This is a genomic window from Leifsonia sp. Ger2509, from assembly GCF_055231915.1.
Genome location: NZ_JBUYVB010000003.1, coordinates 183,931 through 198,687, shown reverse-complemented (window position 1 = coordinate 198,687; position 14,757 = coordinate 183,931). Strand labels below are relative to the sequence as shown.

The 14,757-nt window shown below is 67.9% G+C and carries 14 protein-coding genes and 1 other RNA gene; 6 read left to right on the top strand and 9 right to left on the bottom strand.

The window, feature by feature from the left end; translation table 11 throughout:
- Nucleotides 1-122: 122 nt before the first annotated feature.
- The 4 genes from rnpB to ACV7NN_RS01220 all read right to left on the bottom strand — a co-directional run bounded on the left by rnpB (nucleotide 123) and on the right by ACV7NN_RS01220 (nucleotide 4,875).
- Nucleotides 123-495: RNase P RNA component class A (gene rnpB / locus ACV7NN_RS01235), an RNA gene on the bottom strand.
- Between the two features lie 53 nt (nucleotides 496-548).
- Complete coding sequence (locus tag ACV7NN_RS01230; RefSeq protein ID WP_463347779.1) at nucleotides 549-1,283, bottom strand: zinc ribbon domain-containing protein; 735 nt, start codon at nucleotides 1,281-1,283, stop codon at nucleotides 549-551.
- Nucleotides 1,284-1,350: 67 nt separating this feature from the next.
- Nucleotides 1,351-2,169 (bottom strand): Nif3-like dinuclear metal center hexameric protein, encoded by an 819-nt coding sequence (locus ACV7NN_RS01225; protein ID WP_463347778.1) that lies wholly within the window; start codon nucleotides 2,167-2,169, stop codon nucleotides 1,351-1,353.
- A 48-nt stretch (nucleotides 2,170-2,217) separates the two neighbouring features.
- Entirely contained in the window at nucleotides 2,218-4,875 is a 2,658-nt protein-coding gene (locus ACV7NN_RS01220; protein ID WP_463347777.1) for a purine-cytosine permease family protein, read from the bottom strand.
- A 133-nt stretch (nucleotides 4,876-5,008) separates the two neighbouring features.
- Between ACV7NN_RS01220 and ACV7NN_RS01215 the strand changes: the two genes are divergently transcribed.
- Nucleotides 5,009-5,818, top strand: coding sequence for a thymidylate synthase (locus ACV7NN_RS01215; RefSeq protein ID WP_463347776.1), 810 nt, complete (start codon nucleotides 5,009-5,011; stop codon nucleotides 5,816-5,818).
- Complete coding sequence (locus ACV7NN_RS01210; RefSeq protein WP_463347775.1) at nucleotides 5,815-6,330, top strand: dihydrofolate reductase; 516 nt, start codon at nucleotides 5,815-5,817, stop codon at nucleotides 6,328-6,330. Before ACV7NN_RS01215 ends, ACV7NN_RS01210 begins: the two co-directional genes overlap by 4 nt.
- Here the strand turns inward: ACV7NN_RS01210 and ACV7NN_RS01205 are convergent.
- Nucleotides 6,327-6,977, bottom strand: a complete 651-nt coding sequence (locus tag ACV7NN_RS01205) for a DUF1345 domain-containing protein (RefSeq protein WP_463347774.1) — start codon at nucleotides 6,975-6,977, stop codon at nucleotides 6,327-6,329. The two genes, ACV7NN_RS01210 and ACV7NN_RS01205, sit on opposite strands and share 4 nt — an antisense overlap.
- A gap of 126 nt (nucleotides 6,978-7,103) precedes the next feature.
- Here ACV7NN_RS01205 and ACV7NN_RS01200 point away from each other — a divergent pair, with 126 nt between their 5' ends.
- Nucleotides 7,104-8,405, top strand: coding sequence for an aminotransferase class I/II-fold pyridoxal phosphate-dependent enzyme (locus ACV7NN_RS01200; protein WP_463347773.1), 1,302 nt, complete (start codon nucleotides 7,104-7,106; stop codon nucleotides 8,403-8,405).
- Between the two features lie 15 nt (nucleotides 8,406-8,420).
- Here the strand turns inward: ACV7NN_RS01200 and ACV7NN_RS01195 are convergent, their stop codons facing one another.
- A complete protein-coding gene (locus tag ACV7NN_RS01195; protein ID WP_463347772.1) occupies nucleotides 8,421-9,089 on the bottom strand; it encodes a cyclase family protein in 669 nt (222 codons plus the stop codon).
- Between the two features lie 64 nt (nucleotides 9,090-9,153).
- Between ACV7NN_RS01195 and ACV7NN_RS01190 the strand changes: the two genes are divergently transcribed.
- Both ACV7NN_RS01190 and ACV7NN_RS01185 read left to right on the top strand, forming a co-directional pair.
- A complete protein-coding gene (locus ACV7NN_RS01190; protein WP_463347771.1) occupies nucleotides 9,154-9,798 on the top strand; it encodes a hypothetical protein in 645 nt (214 codons plus the stop codon).
- An 86-nt stretch (nucleotides 9,799-9,884) separates the two neighbouring features.
- Nucleotides 9,885-10,862 carry a phosphodiesterase gene (locus ACV7NN_RS01185; RefSeq protein WP_463347770.1) on the top strand — a complete coding sequence of 326 codons (978 nt, stop codon included), beginning with the start codon at nucleotides 9,885-9,887 and terminating at the stop codon, nucleotides 10,860-10,862.
- Between the two features lie 21 nt (nucleotides 10,863-10,883).
- Here the strand turns inward: ACV7NN_RS01185 and ACV7NN_RS01180 are convergent, their stop codons facing one another.
- On the bottom strand, nucleotides 10,884-12,497 hold the full coding sequence (locus ACV7NN_RS01180; RefSeq protein WP_463347769.1) for a stealth family protein: 1,614 nt from the start codon (nucleotides 12,495-12,497) through the stop codon (nucleotides 10,884-10,886).
- A gap of 127 nt (nucleotides 12,498-12,624) precedes the next feature.
- Nucleotides 12,625-13,641: an NAD-dependent epimerase/dehydratase family protein gene (locus ACV7NN_RS01175; protein WP_463347768.1), complete on the bottom strand. Its 1,017-nt coding sequence runs from the start codon at nucleotides 13,639-13,641 to the stop codon at nucleotides 12,625-12,627.
- Nucleotides 13,642-13,664: 23 nt separating this feature from the next.
- Here ACV7NN_RS01175 and ACV7NN_RS01170 point away from each other — a divergent pair, with 23 nt between their 5' ends.
- Nucleotides 13,665-14,111: an SRPBCC family protein gene (locus ACV7NN_RS01170; RefSeq protein ID WP_463347767.1), complete on the top strand. Its 447-nt coding sequence runs from the start codon at nucleotides 13,665-13,667 to the stop codon at nucleotides 14,109-14,111.
- Between the two features lie 22 nt (nucleotides 14,112-14,133).
- On the opposite strand, the gene ACV7NN_RS01165 is transcribed toward ACV7NN_RS01170, so the two are convergent.
- Nucleotides 14,134-14,727, bottom strand: coding sequence for an N-acetyltransferase family protein (locus ACV7NN_RS01165; protein WP_463347766.1), 594 nt, complete (start codon nucleotides 14,725-14,727; stop codon nucleotides 14,134-14,136).
- Nucleotides 14,728-14,757 lie beyond the last annotated feature (30 nt).

The window sequence follows — 14,757 nt, the reverse complement described above, 5'->3', positions numbered from 1 at the left end:
GAGGCGGCGGCGCGCCAGCAAACGGGAATAGCCGGCGCAGGCACCGAAGGTGAATGGGCCGCTCGCACCGCAGAGGCGGCGGCGCGCCAGCAAACGGGAATAGCCGGCCCAACCACCGAAGGTGAATGGGCCGGCTATTACGCCGGGTTCTGTCCGGGCGCATACGCGCCGTGGACGGCCATCTATCTCGGAGCTGCGTTGCCGCAGCCCTCCAGCGGTCTACCCGGGAACTCGGCGAGCAGCCTCAACGTTCCCTGTCTGACCTTGCTCCGGGCGAGGTTTACCGAGCCGGCCGGGTCACCCCGGCCGCTGGTGGTCTCTTACACCACCGTTTCACCCTTACCGCATCGCCCGAAGGCGTGCGGCGGTCTGTTCTCTGTGGCACTGTCTCGCGGGTTGCCCCGGGTGGGTGTTACCCACCGCCCTGCTCTGTGGAGCCCGGACGTTCCTCGGCGGCCCGCCGAAGCGGACCGACGCGACCGTCTTGCCGGCCCATTCGCTTCGATCCTACCGGTCCGGTTTCGCTTCGCAGCGCGAGCGGATGCGCGTTACAGGCCCGATTCCTCGTTTCGGATGAGGATGGCGCTGCTGTCGGGGCAGAGCACGACCTCGTCAGGGGCCGCACGCCGGATCACCGCCAGGTCGGATTCGGTGAGCTTCACATTGCTGCCCATCGACACCCCGCGCACGAGGAGCGCAGCACCGATCCCGTAACGCGCGCGCTGCTTCTCGTACAGCTCGACGAGGTCGGCGGGGAGGGCGCCCGCGATCGCCGCCCGGTCTTTCGCCAGGGCGGCGCGCTGCGCGTCGAGCTTGCCTTTCTCATCCGCCCTGGCTGCTTCGAGTCCATCGACGCGCGCCGCGAGCACCGAGCGTTCTTCGTCGATGTCGTTGACGACGGCTTCGAGTTCTTCGATCCGCTCCATGACCGTCAGCTCGATCTCTTCGAGATCGCTGCGGCGCTTGCGAAGCGCAGACAGCTCCGTTTCCAGCGCCTGGACGTCCTTGACGGACGACGTGTGCTGAAGCCGGCCGGAATCGCGTTCGATGCGCGCCTCCACGACCTCGACATCCGATTCGGCCCGCTTGAGTTCCGTCCGCGCGTCATCCAGCTCTCCCGTCCGTGCGATCCACCGCGACCGGATCGCGTCGACCTCTGGCGCGAGCGCGGCGAGCTCCGAGGTCTGGGGCAGGTTCGCCTCAGCGTGCTGCAATTGCTGGAGCCGCGTGTCTGCCGTCTGGAGTCGGAGCAGTTCGTTCTGGTCGGCGGGGCTGGCTTTCACGGGTTCTTGACCTTCGATCGTGTTTCGGTTGTGCTGGTGCTGGTGCTGGTGCTGGTGCGGGTTGCGCTCACTGGACGACTACGAAGTCCCAGGGGTCCGTTCGCGCATCGCTGACGATCACGACGAGGCCGGGCAGCGCGTCGCTGAGCTGTCGTGCCGCCGTCTCGAGCCACAGCCATTCGCTCGCCCAGTGGGAGACGTCGATCAGGGCGGGGCCGCCGCCGATCCGCGCCTGCTCACGCGCTTCGGATGCCGGATGGTGACGCAGGTCCGCAGTGATGTAGACGTCGGAGCCGGTCACCGCGTCCGTCGAGAGCAGCGAGTCGCCGGCTCCCCCGCAGAGCGCCACCCGCTCGACCGGCTGGTTGTAGTCACCCGCGACCCGCACGCCTCCGGCGGTCGCGGGAAGGAGCTCGGCCAGTTCGCGAGCGAGGTGACCGAGGGAGATCGGCTCTGGCAGGGTTCCGACCCGGCCGATGCCGGTCGCGCTGTCCGCCCCCGGAAGGATCGGGGCGGTGTCGTGCAGGCCGAGCCGTTCGGCGATGACGGCGGAGACCCCGTCGGAGACCACGTCAGCGTTCGTGTGCGCGGCCAGGAGGGCGCAGTTCGCGCGGATGAGCTTCGCCAGCAATGCGCCCTTGTACCGGTCTTCGGCGACGCTCGTCACACCCCGAAGCAGGAGCGGATGGTGCACGAGCAGCAGGTCCGCGTTGGCCTCGACGGCCTCATCGACGGTGTCGGCGACAGCGTCGACCGCGAGGATGACCGTCTCGATCGTCTCGGCCGGGTCACCGGAGATCAGCCCCGGCGCGTCCCAGCTCTCCGCACCGGACATCGGCCAGAGCTTCTCGACGGCTTCGCGTACGTCGGCAAGAGTATGGGACACGGGTAGAGCCTACTTGCTGCTCCCCCGGTCGCACCGGCCCGGATTCATTCAGCGCTCTTGGCGCCGGACCGCCGGGATGCCTGCGACCAGGGGCGTGATAAGTCCGAGACCGAGCGCCACGAGCACGCCGATGTTGCTCATCCCGAGGTCACCGTCGGGGTCCACCCCGACCAGCCTGTAGAGGAAGCCCTCCCAGTGGAGCCAGGGCATGCTCGAACGGACGAGCCCCAGTCCGATGACCGTCGCGACGACGAGCATGGCCAGGTTGAGCCACCGCCAGTCCGGGTAGACGCCGCCGCTGCGCACGAGCGATTCGGGGTGGAATCGCCGGGTCCGGATCATCATCTCGGCGGCGAACAGTCCGGCCCAGGCCGCCACGGGGACCGCCAGCGTGGTCGGCAGCCCGAGGACGCCGGTGAAGTCGGGGACGACGGTCAGCAGTATCGTGCCGACCACAGCGATGCCGGCAGCCACCACAAGCACGCTCCAGCGCCGCTCGAGCCGGATGCCGAGCGACAGCAGGCTGAAGCCGCCGGAGTAGATGTTGAGGACGATCGCCGAGACGAGGCTGACGACGACCGCGAGAAGGAGAGGAACCGGGTACCAGACCGGCAGACCGAGCTGGGTGAAGGCCCGTACCGGGTTGTGGGCCAGATCGGCCGCGAGTCCCGGTTGGGAAGCGGCGAGCAGTCCTCCGTAGGAGATCAGCACGAACGGCGGAAGGGCGGCGCCGAACGTCGCCCAGAGCATCGAGGCCGCGCCGGATGCCCGACGGCGTTGATAGCGAGCCAACTCTGCGCTGCTGTTCGCCCAGGCCAGTCCGAGGTAGCTGAAGACCAGGACAGCGCCGGTGACCACCTTGAGCCAGACGGCGTCGGGTTGCGCGAGCGCGACGCCGAAATGGATCGAGCGCCAGGTGACCACGATCATCCCGGCGATGAGCACAGCAGAGGCGATCGTGACGATCAGCTGGACGCGCGCGACCAGAGCGTAACCGAAGTACGCGATGATGGCGGCGAGAGCGATCGCGACCAGGAGTGCACCCGCGGTCGTGACGATCGGGTCGACCACCACTCCCAGCGAGGTGAAGAGCGAGGCGACGGCGGTCGCGACCAGCCAGAGCAGCACAGCCCCCCAGAATAGCCGGGTGATGAGCGCGAGGACGGCTGGAACGACGTTCCCCTTGATCCCGAACGTAGCGCGGGACACCACCATGGTCGGCTGGCCGCTCCACTTCCCGGCGAGAGTGCCGAGCCCCAGCGGCAGGAACGACAGCGCCACCCCGATGAGCGCTGAGACGGTCATCTGCCGAAGACTCAGCCCGAACGTGAAGAGAAGCGCTCCGACGCCGACACTCACGAGGGAGGACGTCGCGCCGAACCAGAGCCAGAACATACGGGCGGCTTGACCGACCCGCCGATCGAGCGGGGTCGCTTCGAGCGACTCCCGCTCGGGCTCGAAGACGGGTTGGGCGACGGGCTCTCCGTCGAAGAGAACGTGCTCGTCCGGACCGACGCGAGGACTGGCCATCGGAGCCAGTACAGCCGCTGACGCCGCGGATAGCCTGATGTCGTCGGCATCGTCTTCGACATCGGCGTCGATCCCACCGGGGACCACTGTCTGGCTCTGGGTGATGGTCGCCTCAGCGATCGGCAGCGGAACCGAGTCGACGCTCAAGGGTGGGAGCTTCGCGACGTCGTCGACGCCGACGGACTCCTCCTCCGCCTCCCTCGGAGGCTGCGTCTCCTGCCCTGGCTCCCCCTGCGGCCCTGGCTCCCCCTGAGGCTCTGCGTCGCCCTGAGGCCCTTGTTCCTCCCCAGGCTCAGCCTCGACGTCCGGCAACGGAACGCGATCGAGCGGCTCATTCGCCCCGAGCGGAAAGTCAGGCTCAGCCGGCGGTGAAGGCTGACGGATCACCGGCATCACGCCCGTCGCAATCGCCACCGGGGCGATCCAGCTGCTGAACGTCGGTTCTGGCTGCGGTTCAGGCGAGTCCGGCTCATTCGGATTGAGGACGTCGTCGAAGCTCGTCGATGAGGCGACGGCGGCCGGAGCGGTCGGTTCGGCGGAAGTCGGCTCGGTGAAAGTCGGCTCGGTGGAAATCGGAGCGCTCGGTTCCTCGATCGCGGGCGCCGACTGATGTTCCGGTGGCCGTTCTGACGGCTGCTCGGACACCTCGGCGTCCGGCTCGGATGCGGCCCCCGGCTCGGATGCGGCCTCCGGCTCTGCATCGGCCTGCGGCTCACTGTCGGACGATGACTCCTGACCGTCCTGTGGAGCAGGCAGCTGGATCGGGATGGCCATCGTCGCCGCCCGCACCGCCAGCACCTCTTCGAGCTTCTCGATCGCGCTCAGGGTGTCACCGTGGGAGGCGATGTCGTCGTCGATGAGTTTGACGACCTGGTCGTCGGTCAGGATGACAGAGTCCGACTCCGGAGGCTTCGAGGCAGGAACGACAGGAACGACAGGCGTGCCGATCGTCAATCCGGAGACCTGCTTCTCGAGCGCGCTGGCGAGCTCGTCATCGTCGTGGACAGGCCCGACCGGCTCGACGGGCTCGACCGGTTCCTCCGCGCGCCCAGGGTCTTCGCCGCTGTCGTCAGCCGGGTCGAGCGGTTTGCGGCGCACCGGTGGGGTGTACGTCGCCCGCCTCCGGCCGGGCTCGTACACGACGGGGGCGTCGTCACCGACCTCATCGCTGCCCATGTCAAAAGCCTAGCGACGCCCACTGGCTGTGGAGCCGGTTCACTGCCCGTTTTCCGCGCGCATGCGGCTCCGCCTGACGCCAGTCCGGGGGGCATCCGCGCGTCAGGGCGTCCTAGGTCGTAGCATCGACACGATGAGCGCGACGATCCCCACCCCGTATGAAGACCTGCTCCGCGACACTCTCGCGAACGGCTCCCCCAAATCCGATCGGACCGGCACCGGGACGCGCAGCGTGTTCGGCCGCCAACTGCGGTTCGATCTCGCCGACGGATTCCCTCTCATCACCACCAAGCGCGTGCACTTCAAGTCGATCGCCTACGAGCTGCTGTGGTTCCTCCGCGGTGAGAGCAACGTCGGCTGGCTGCGCGAGAACGGCGTGACGATCTGGGACGAGTGGGCAGACGAGGATGGTGAGCTCGGTCCGGTATACGGCGTCCAGTGGCGTTCCTGGCCGACGCCCGACGGGAGCCACATCGATCAGATCAGCCAGGTCATCGAGACCCTCCGCACCGACCCGGATTCGCGGCGGATCATCGTCTCGGCGTGGAACGTCGCAGAGATCCCGAACATGGCCCTGGCTCCTTGTCATGCGTTCTTCCAGTTCTACGTCGCCGAGGGCAGGCTGTCGTGCCAGCTCTACCAGCGCAGCGCCGATCTCTTCCTCGGCGTACCCTTCAACATCGCCAGTTACGCCCTGCTCACGATGATGGTCGCCCAGCAGGTCGGGCTCGAGCCGGGTGAATTCATCTGGACCGGCGGTGACTGCCACATCTACGACAACCACGTCGACCAGGTCACCGAGCAGTTGTCCCGCGAGCCCTTCCCCGCGCCGCGGCTCCGCATCCAGAGACGCCCCGACAGCATCTTCGAGTACCGGTTCGAGGACTTCGTCGTCGAGGACTACCAGCACCACCCGGCCATCCGCGCCGCGGTCGCAGTGTGAGCGTCGGGCTCATCTGGGCGGAGGCCCACGGCGGCGTGATCGGAGCGGACGGGACGATGCCGTGGCACCTCCCCGAAGACCTCGCACATTTCCGCAGCGTCACCGGCGACGCGGCCGTCCTCATGGGCAGGCGCACCTGGGAGTCTCTTCCGGAACGATTCCGGCCGCTCCCCGGCCGCAGAAACATCGTGGTCACCCGCCAGCCGGGCTGGACGGCGGACGGGGCGGTCACCGCGCACTCCCTCGCTGAGGCGATCACGGCATCCGGTACCGGCCCGAACGTAACCATCTGGGTTATCGGCGGCGCCCAGCTCTACGCGTCGGCGATCGACCGTGCGGACCGCCTCGAGGTCACCCTGATCGATCTCGACGTCGACGGCGACACCGTCGCTCCGGCAATCGGCGACGGATGGTTTGAGACTGCGCTGGATCCCGCGTCCGGCTGGCACGTCTCCCGTACCGGGCTCCGCTACCGGTTCGTGCGCTACGAGCGGACCGCGCCCACGACCTAGGCCGTCAACCCGGCGACGAGGTTGATGGTCGTCGCCAGGATCACAGTGCCGAAGACGTAGGAGAGCAAGGTGTGCCGCAGGACCGCCTTGCGGACGCGCACACTGGACACGTTGGTGTCGGAGACCTGGAAGGTCATTCCGAGGGTGAACGACAGGTAGGCGAAGTCGCTGTACTGCGGCGTCGCCTTCTCGTTGAAGTCGATCGGCCGCGAATCGTCTTCGAAGTACAACTGGGCGTAGCGCAGCATGTAGAGCGTGTGCACAAGGATCCACGACAGCGCGACGCTCACGACAGCGAGGACCGCGAGGATGCCGCGCTCGAAGCCGTGGAACAGGTGCGCCTGCACCAGGATGACCACGATGGCGACGACGCTCGCCACGCTCGCGACCAGCAGGAGCACATTCGACAGCCCTCGACCCGGATCCTCGCGGAGCGCGTGTGCCTTCGTGTCGTCGGGGTCGTAACCCCAGACGACCGCCCAGACCCAGACGGTGTAGACGATGCACGCGACAGCCCAGCCCGCTACGAGCGCGTAGGTCCACGACGTCACCGTCGCCGTGAGGAAAGCCACGACGATGCCCAGGACGAAAGCGATGCTCATCCGGAGCCGCGATCGCCCGCGGACCGGTTGTTCCACTGTTGCCACGTGCCGATGGTCGCACAGAGCGGCGCCGTTTCCGCAGCGGCGCGCGCCTGACGATAGCGCGGAGGTCGCGCGATCCCGGCCGGATCGACGGAGGCGTGCGACGCCGCCTGAGGCTACGATCGGAGCGTGACAGCAGCGAACGCAGCATCAGGCATCCCACTGACCGAACGCAACCGCGACGAGCTCCGCGCCCTGCACGCCGACTTCCAGGCGCGGTACGACGCGCTCGTGGCCCGTGGGCTGAAGCTCGATCTGACGCGCGGCAAGCCGTCGGCCGAGCAACTCGACCTCTCCGGCGATCTGCTGTCGCTCCCTGGCGAGGGGAACTACCGCGACCAGGCGGGGACGGACCTGCGCAACTATGGCGGACCGCTCGGCATCCCGGAGCTCAGGTCGATCTTCGCCGGTCCCCTGCGCGTACCGGCCGGCCGGCTTCTCGCGCTCGGCAACTCGAGCCTCAACCTGATGCACGATGTCATCGTCCAGGCGCTGCTGCACGGCGTTCCGGACGGCGTGCGGCCGTGGTCGAACGAGGACACCGTCACGTTCCTCGCCCCGGTGCCCGGCTATGACCGGCACTTCGCGATCTGCGAACGGTACGGCATCCGGCTCATCGCGGTGCCGATGACCGGCGAGGGCCCGGATGCGGAAGTCGTGAGGAGCCTCCTGGCCACCGACCCGACCATCAAGGGAATGTGGTGCGTCCCGGTCTACTCGAACCCGTCGGGGGTCGTCTACAGCGAGCGGATCGTCCGTGAGCTCGTGTCCGCACCGGCCGCGCCCGACTTCCGGCTCTTCTGGGACAACGCGTACGCGGTTCACCATCTGACGGATGCGCGCCCCGAGCCGATCGATGTCCTCGCCCTGGCCGCCGAGGCCGGCCACCCCAACCGCCCGCTGATCTTCGCATCGACGTCGAAAATCACGTACCCGGGCTCGGGCGTCGCCTTCTTCGGCAGCTCGCAGGCGAACATCGACTGGATTGTGCGCAACATGTCGGTCCAGACCATCGGACCCGACAAGATCAACCAACTGCGCCATGTGCAGCTGCTCGGCGACGAAGCGGGAGTCGAGGCGCACATGGCGCGTCACCGCGCGATCCTCGCACCCAAGTTCGACGCGGTCGACACGATCTTCCGGCAGCGCCTGGCGCCGTTCGGCGCGGGAATGTGGACCAAACCGGCCGGCGGCTACTTCGTGAGTCTCGACGTGGCCGATGGATGCGCACGCCGTTCGGTCGAACTCGCGGGCCAGGCGGGCATCGCCGTCACCCCGGCCGGAGCCACGTTCCCGTACGGTGACGACACGCGCGACCGCAATATCCGCATAGCTCCCACCTTTCCTGCACTCGACGAGCTGCAGACCGCGCTCGACGGGTTCAGCACTGCTGTGCTGCTCGCCGAGACCGAGGCGCTGCTCGCGCGCTGAGGTCATCGAGACCGCTCAGCCGCGCATCCGCAGCGCCACCGCGCGGACAGGCGCTCCATCCGCGCCCTCGAGGCGGATCGGGAGCAGGCTGATGAACGGCTCGTCGAAGTCGACCGCGTCGAGGTTGGTGAGGTTCTCGCAGATGATCCCCTCGACTCCCGCGATGAGGTGGTGGACGGGGAACCCTTCGCCCGGATGCGCAGGGTCGGGAGTCTCATCGATGTTCCCGGCGTCGATACCGAAGGTCCGCACACCCCTGTCGATCAGCCGCCGACAGGCATCGGCGTCGAGGAACGGATTCTCGAAGTAGGCGGGCGTGCCGTAGTGCGCGCTCCAACCGGTCTTCAGCAGCACGATGCTGCCCGGTGCGATCAGGTGCAGGACCGGCTCAACGTGCTTCCAGGTGATCCGTCCGCGTGGGCCGAGGCCCGTCGCGTCCACGATCACCCCTGTCCCCACGAACCGGTCGAACGGGACTGCGTCGATCCGCGCTGCGGTTCCGACCATATGGAACGGCGCGTCGACGTGTGTGCCGGTCTGCGAGCCCAGGTGCACGGCCAGCAGGTTGAAGCCGTCGCGCTCGATCGTCGAGTGCACGGCGAACTCCACGACGGGATCTCCGGGATACACCTGGGTGGCCAGCCCGACCGCTACGGACAGGTCCACCACGTCGTCTATCTTCATAGTCAAGAACTATGCAACTCACGCAGGTCGGGCGCCACCGGCGCGCCCGCAGGGAGGGCGTCGGATGATCGACTGGGTCCTGGTCTCGAACCTCGCCACGGCGCTCGGAACCACCCTCCTCGCCGTCGCGACATTCTTCGCCACCCGCTCGGCGAACCGGTCGGCCCGCAGCGCCGAGCGTGCGCTGCTCGAAGGCCTGCGTCCGATCCTCCTCCCGTCCAACTGGAGCGACCCCGCGCAGAAGGTGCGTTACCTCGAGGGAAAGTGGGTCGTCGTCCACGGTGGCCGCGCCTCGGTCGAGATCACCGACAGCGCGGTCTATGCCGTGCTCTCGCTCCGCAACGTCGGGAGCGGACTGGCGGTGCTGCACGGCTGGTACATCCCGGACGATGCTCGGTCAGAGCACGCGGACCCGTCGGAGTTCTACCGGCTGAGCCGCGACATCTACGTGCCGACGAGCGACCCCGGATTCTGTCAGATCGCCATCCGCGACCCGGAGACGGAGTTCTCCAAGCGCATCCGGCGCCATCTCGCCGAGGAGGACTCCTTCGTCGTTGACGTGCTGTACAGCGACGCGGAAGGCAGCCAGCGCGTCATCTCCCGCTTCTTCATCTCGCGGGGTCCTTCCGAACACGCAGACGAGGGGGACGAGTACGCCCTCACGGTGTCGCGTCACTGGAACCTCGATCTCCCCGCTCCTCGAACCTGAGCGAGCAGGGCGCGAATGCCACGGACTTTTCCAACGCGCCGCGCATTGTCCACGTTCCGTTCAGATTGTGCTGGTGGGATGGACCCATGAGCACGCCGGCGCTGGCACGCATCGCGGAGTACCCTCGTCCCAGTCATTTCCTGGTTCATCTGAGCGACACCCACCTGATCAACGGTGACGAACTGCTGTACGACGCTGTCGACGCGGACTCCCACCTCCGGGAGATCTTCGACGAGTTCGAGCGGGCGGGCGCGCGGCCCGAGGCCCTTGTCTTCACAGGCGACCTGGCCGACAAGGGCGACCCGGCAGCGTACGCGAAGCTGCGGTCGATCGTCGAACCGGTCGCCGACCGGCTGGGAGCCCAGCTCATCTGGGTGATGGGCAACCACGACAACCGGGCGGCATTCCGCGCGGAACTGCTGGACCTCGCACCGTCGATGGCGACCATCGACCGCGTCCACGACGTGAACGGCCTCCGGGTCATCGCCCTGGACTCGACCGTGCCCGGCGAGCACTACGGCGAGGTCACGAGCGCGCAACTCGACTGGCTCGCCGAGGAGCTCGCCATCCCTGCACCGCACGGAACGATCCTCGCGATGCACCATCCGCCTGTCCCGAGCCTGCTCGACCTCGCTGTCTCCGTCGAGCTCCGGGACCAGGCAGCACTCGCCGAGGTCCTGGAGGGCTCGGATGTGCGCAGCATCATCGGCGGGCACCTCCACTACTCGACCAACGCGACCTTCGCGGGCATCCCGGTCTCCGTCGCATCCGCGACCTGCTACACCCAGGACCTCAACGTCCCGGTCGGCGGGACTCGGGGCAGGGATGGCGCCCAGGCGTTCAACCTCGTGCACGTCTACGGTTCGACGGTGCTGCATTCCGTCGTGCCGATCGGCCACTACCCGACCGTGTCGTACGTGACGGCCGAGGAGTCCGCCGAACTGCTGCGCCGGTCGAACATCTCCATCCCGCCCGCGATCCCGGCCGTCCCCGTTCCGACCAGGGCCGGGACGTCGACGAGCGAACCTCCGACGACGCCGATCGGCATCCTCGCCGGCGTCTGAGCTGCTCCAGGAACCGCCGCCTCAGGGAGCCGGCTTCTCCCACGGTGCCGCGATCGGGAAATACTTCTCGAGGAAATCGAGCACCAGGGCGGCCCGCTCCTCTGCGGAGACCTCGGGAAAACTGCCGTCGTTGAGGCAGAAGAAGTCGTACGAGCGTTCTTTGAGCATCCCCGGCAGCGACGCGAGCTGGGCGCGCGCGGTCGTGTCCACGTAGCGGACGCGGGCCGCCTCCTGCTGAACGGCTCGCCCGGTGATGAGCGCGTAATAGTGGTACAGCGAGTTCGTCACCGAGATGTCTGTCGCCGCGCGGAAGGCGCTGTGCTGGGTCCGCTCGAAGTCCTCGGCGAACTCCCGTTCGAGTTCGAGCAGCACACTCTTGCGCAGGGGTGTGGCCGCGTGTTCGAGGTGCCGGGTGATGACGACGCCGAATCGTTCCCCCAGCAGTCGGCGATTGACGCGTGCGGCGTTCTCGAAACCGCTGCGCGCCGGGTCCGACTCCCCGAGCCCGATGCGCGTCGTCGCCTCGATGAACTTGGTGACGCCGCCGGGCGAGAAGAACATGCTCGGTTGCACCGGGCGGCCGAAGAACATGTCGTCATTCGAGTAGAGGAAGTGTTCGCTGAGACCCGGGATGTGCTGCAGCTGGCTTTCGACGGCCTGCGAATTGTGGGTGGGCAGGGCGCTCTGGTCGCTGAAGAACTCCTCGCTGCGCACGATCGTGACCGACGGATGCTCGTCCAGCCACGACGGACGCGGCGAATCCGTCACGATGAAGATGCGACGCACCCATGGCGCGAACAGGTAGACCGAGCGCAGCGCGTACTTGAGCTCGTCGATCTGGCGGTACCGGGCCTCGGAGTCGTCGCCTTCGCCGACCACGTAGCTCTTCATCCGCTTGGCGCGCTGGCGCTGGAACTCGATGTCGGTGCCGTCGACCCAGGAGAAGACGATGTCGATGTCGAAGCGGACGTCCGACGCGTGCGGGTCGAACATCCCGCGGAATGTCAGCCAACTGCGTCCGTACAGCTCGACAGTCGTCCTGATGGCCTCCGATCGCGGCAGGAGCCGCCGCGTCAGCGAGTTCTCGACGGGGCAATCGATGACGTCGTCGCCGAATCTCCACAGCTGCAGTTCGACGCCGGTCGACGCACCGTAGCTCAGACCGCCGACCGGGACGATGCGTGGGCGGTAGAGCCGGAAGATCCTGGCTTTGCGCTTCGAGGACAGCCTCCCGTCGGCGAGGAGGACCGGCGTGGCCTTCGCATCGATGGTCCGCGAATACAGCGGTTCGTCGGCGCAGGCGCGCGCCAGGGCCGACTCGATCCTCCCCTTGAGCGACTGGTCGACAGCGATCACCGGTCGCTCGTCGTTCCCGCGGACGAGCAGATACTCGATGCCCGCAGCGGTCAGGGCATCACCGATGAAGAGGAGGTCCTCGACCAGCGCCTGGTGCGGCGTGAGATGCTCGTTGACCAGCCGCGCAACGCCTTTGCGGATGACCACATCGGGGCGGTGGTGGGTGTTCGGCCACGATCGTGGCGTGGCGCCGTCACCGCCGCTCGGCCCGAATTCGCCATCCGGCTCGGTCGCCGGTTCGAGGGCCAGGTTGTGGGTCGCAGCGCTGCCAGTGGTCATGTTCCCCGATCGAAGTCGTCTCGCGTCAGCCGGCCGGCATCGCCAGTGAGATCCCCGCGGTGTTCGCGACCGGACTTGGCGATACTACACCGGACCGATGCGCCCGACGCAGGGCAGCAATCCGGGCTCACCGGGAACCGTGGAGGTAGCGGTCCTCGAGGGTGTAGTCGGTGAGCTGTTCGAAGTGGTCGTCGGATGGGCCCGGGCGGTTCGCTTCCGATGCGGTCAGCCAATCGAGTTCCGCTCCGACGGTCTGGGCGAACGTTCCGACCGGCCGGTAGCCGAGGTCGAGGGATGCGCTGGTGTCGAGCACGATCGGCGGGACGAAGTCCCAGGGGTGCGCACCGAGGGCCGGGTCCGCATCGTCGGGCAGCAGGATCTCCTGCCAGTCGTGTCCGAAGTGGCCGGCGATGGCGCGGGCGATGGCGAGAGCATTCGGCGCATCCGGATCGGCGCTGTTCAGGATGCGCGCCCCCGGATTCGCGGCGACAGTCTCGACCAGCGCTGCCGTGTTCGCCGCCGCCGTGGTGTGGTCGCCGCCGCGACCACCGTGCGCCAGGAACACGGCGGGGCGGCGGTCGAGCACGCGCTTGACGAACATCCACTCCCGCGGGTTCGCCGCGCCCGCCCCGTGGACCTTGGATGCCCGGATCACCGTCACCGGCCATCCGCTGTCCAGAAACACGCGCTCGGCGGCGACCTTGTTCGCTCCGTAGCCCTCACGCGAGCGATACTCGCCGTTCCCCGGGCGCATGGTCGGGTCGCCCTCACTGATCGGTTCGTCGAACCGGGGACGCTCATCCGAGTTGACGTGGCGTCCCTCGCGGTCGACGTAGACGGCCTTGCTCGACAGCATGACCGTCGAGCGAATGCCGTCGAGGTGCGGAAGCAGCAGGTGCGCGTCGGCCGCGGTATAGCAGACTCCGTCGACGAGCAGGTCGGCGCCGGAACCGATCGCAGCGGACAGGTCGGCCGCGTCGCGACGTTCGGATCGAAGGAACCGCACTCCGGCATCGCCCAGCTCGGAAGGAAAGCGCGACGGATCGCGGCCCGTCACGTCGACGGACCAGCCCTGCGCCACCAGGCGGAGCGCTATCGCCCGGCCGAGAACTCCATTGCCGCCCAGGACGATCGCACGTTTCACTCGAAAGAGCTTAGGCTGCCGCCATGAGCGACGATGAAGTCTTCACCATCGAGATCGCGCGGAGCCCATCGGACGTCTTCGCCTACGCCACCGAACCGAGCACCTTCAGCGTGTGGCAGTCGGATGTGATCGACGCGCGGATCGTCACAGGAACGCCCTCCACGGTGGGTTCCCAGTTCAGTACGACACGGAGGATCGGGCCGGCCGACCGCACCATGACGCAAGAGGTCGTCGAGGTCGAGGTGCCGAGCCGGTGGGTCGTGCGCGGCGTCGATGGTCCGATCCGGCCGAACATGACGGTGACGATCGAGCCGACCAACGGTGGAGCAGGATCGCGCGTCACCTTCGCGCTGTCCTTCGAGGGCCACGGGATGGGCGTCGCGCTGCTGCCGATGGTCCGGGCCGCGGCCCGGAAGGGCGCTCCGGTCAGTTACCGGAGACTCAAGGAGCTGCTCGAAGCGGAGGCCTGACGCGTTCGGCGACCGGCGGGTGTCAGGCGAGCTCCTTGCGCATGATCCAGCGCACTCGGCCACCGCTGTGGGCCGTGGTCTCGGCCGCCCGCTCGAAGCCGGCGCGTTGGAAGAGCCTCGTGGTCCCGACGTACCCGGACAGGACGTCGACCCTGCCGGGCGTATCCGACTCCACCGGGTAGCCTTCGACGACGTCGGCGCCGTGCTCACGAGCGTGATCCACTGCGCCCTCGAGGAGAACGTTCATGAGGCCCTGACCCCGGAATTTCGGGCGAACCACAAAGCAGACCGCGGCCCAGGCGTCCCGTTCGTCGAGGAACTGGATCGTCCGCGAATGCATCAGGCGCCGGTAACTCGAGCGCGGGGCGATCGAACACCACCCCGCAGGAACGCCATCCACATAGGCGAGAACGCCAGGACCCGGCTCACGCGAGCATTCGTCCTCCATGTAGAGCGGCCGCTCCACGTTGTCCAGGCGGGTGTCCCTGTAGCTCATGCACCAGCATCCGCCGCCGCCCGGCTTCTTGACGCCTACCACCTCGAAGAAGCCGTCGTAGTGCCCCACAGCACTCACGACCTCGATCACGCGACCGTCCTGAAGCGTCCCGGTGCCCATTCTCCGAGCGTACCTCCGGCCACCGACAGG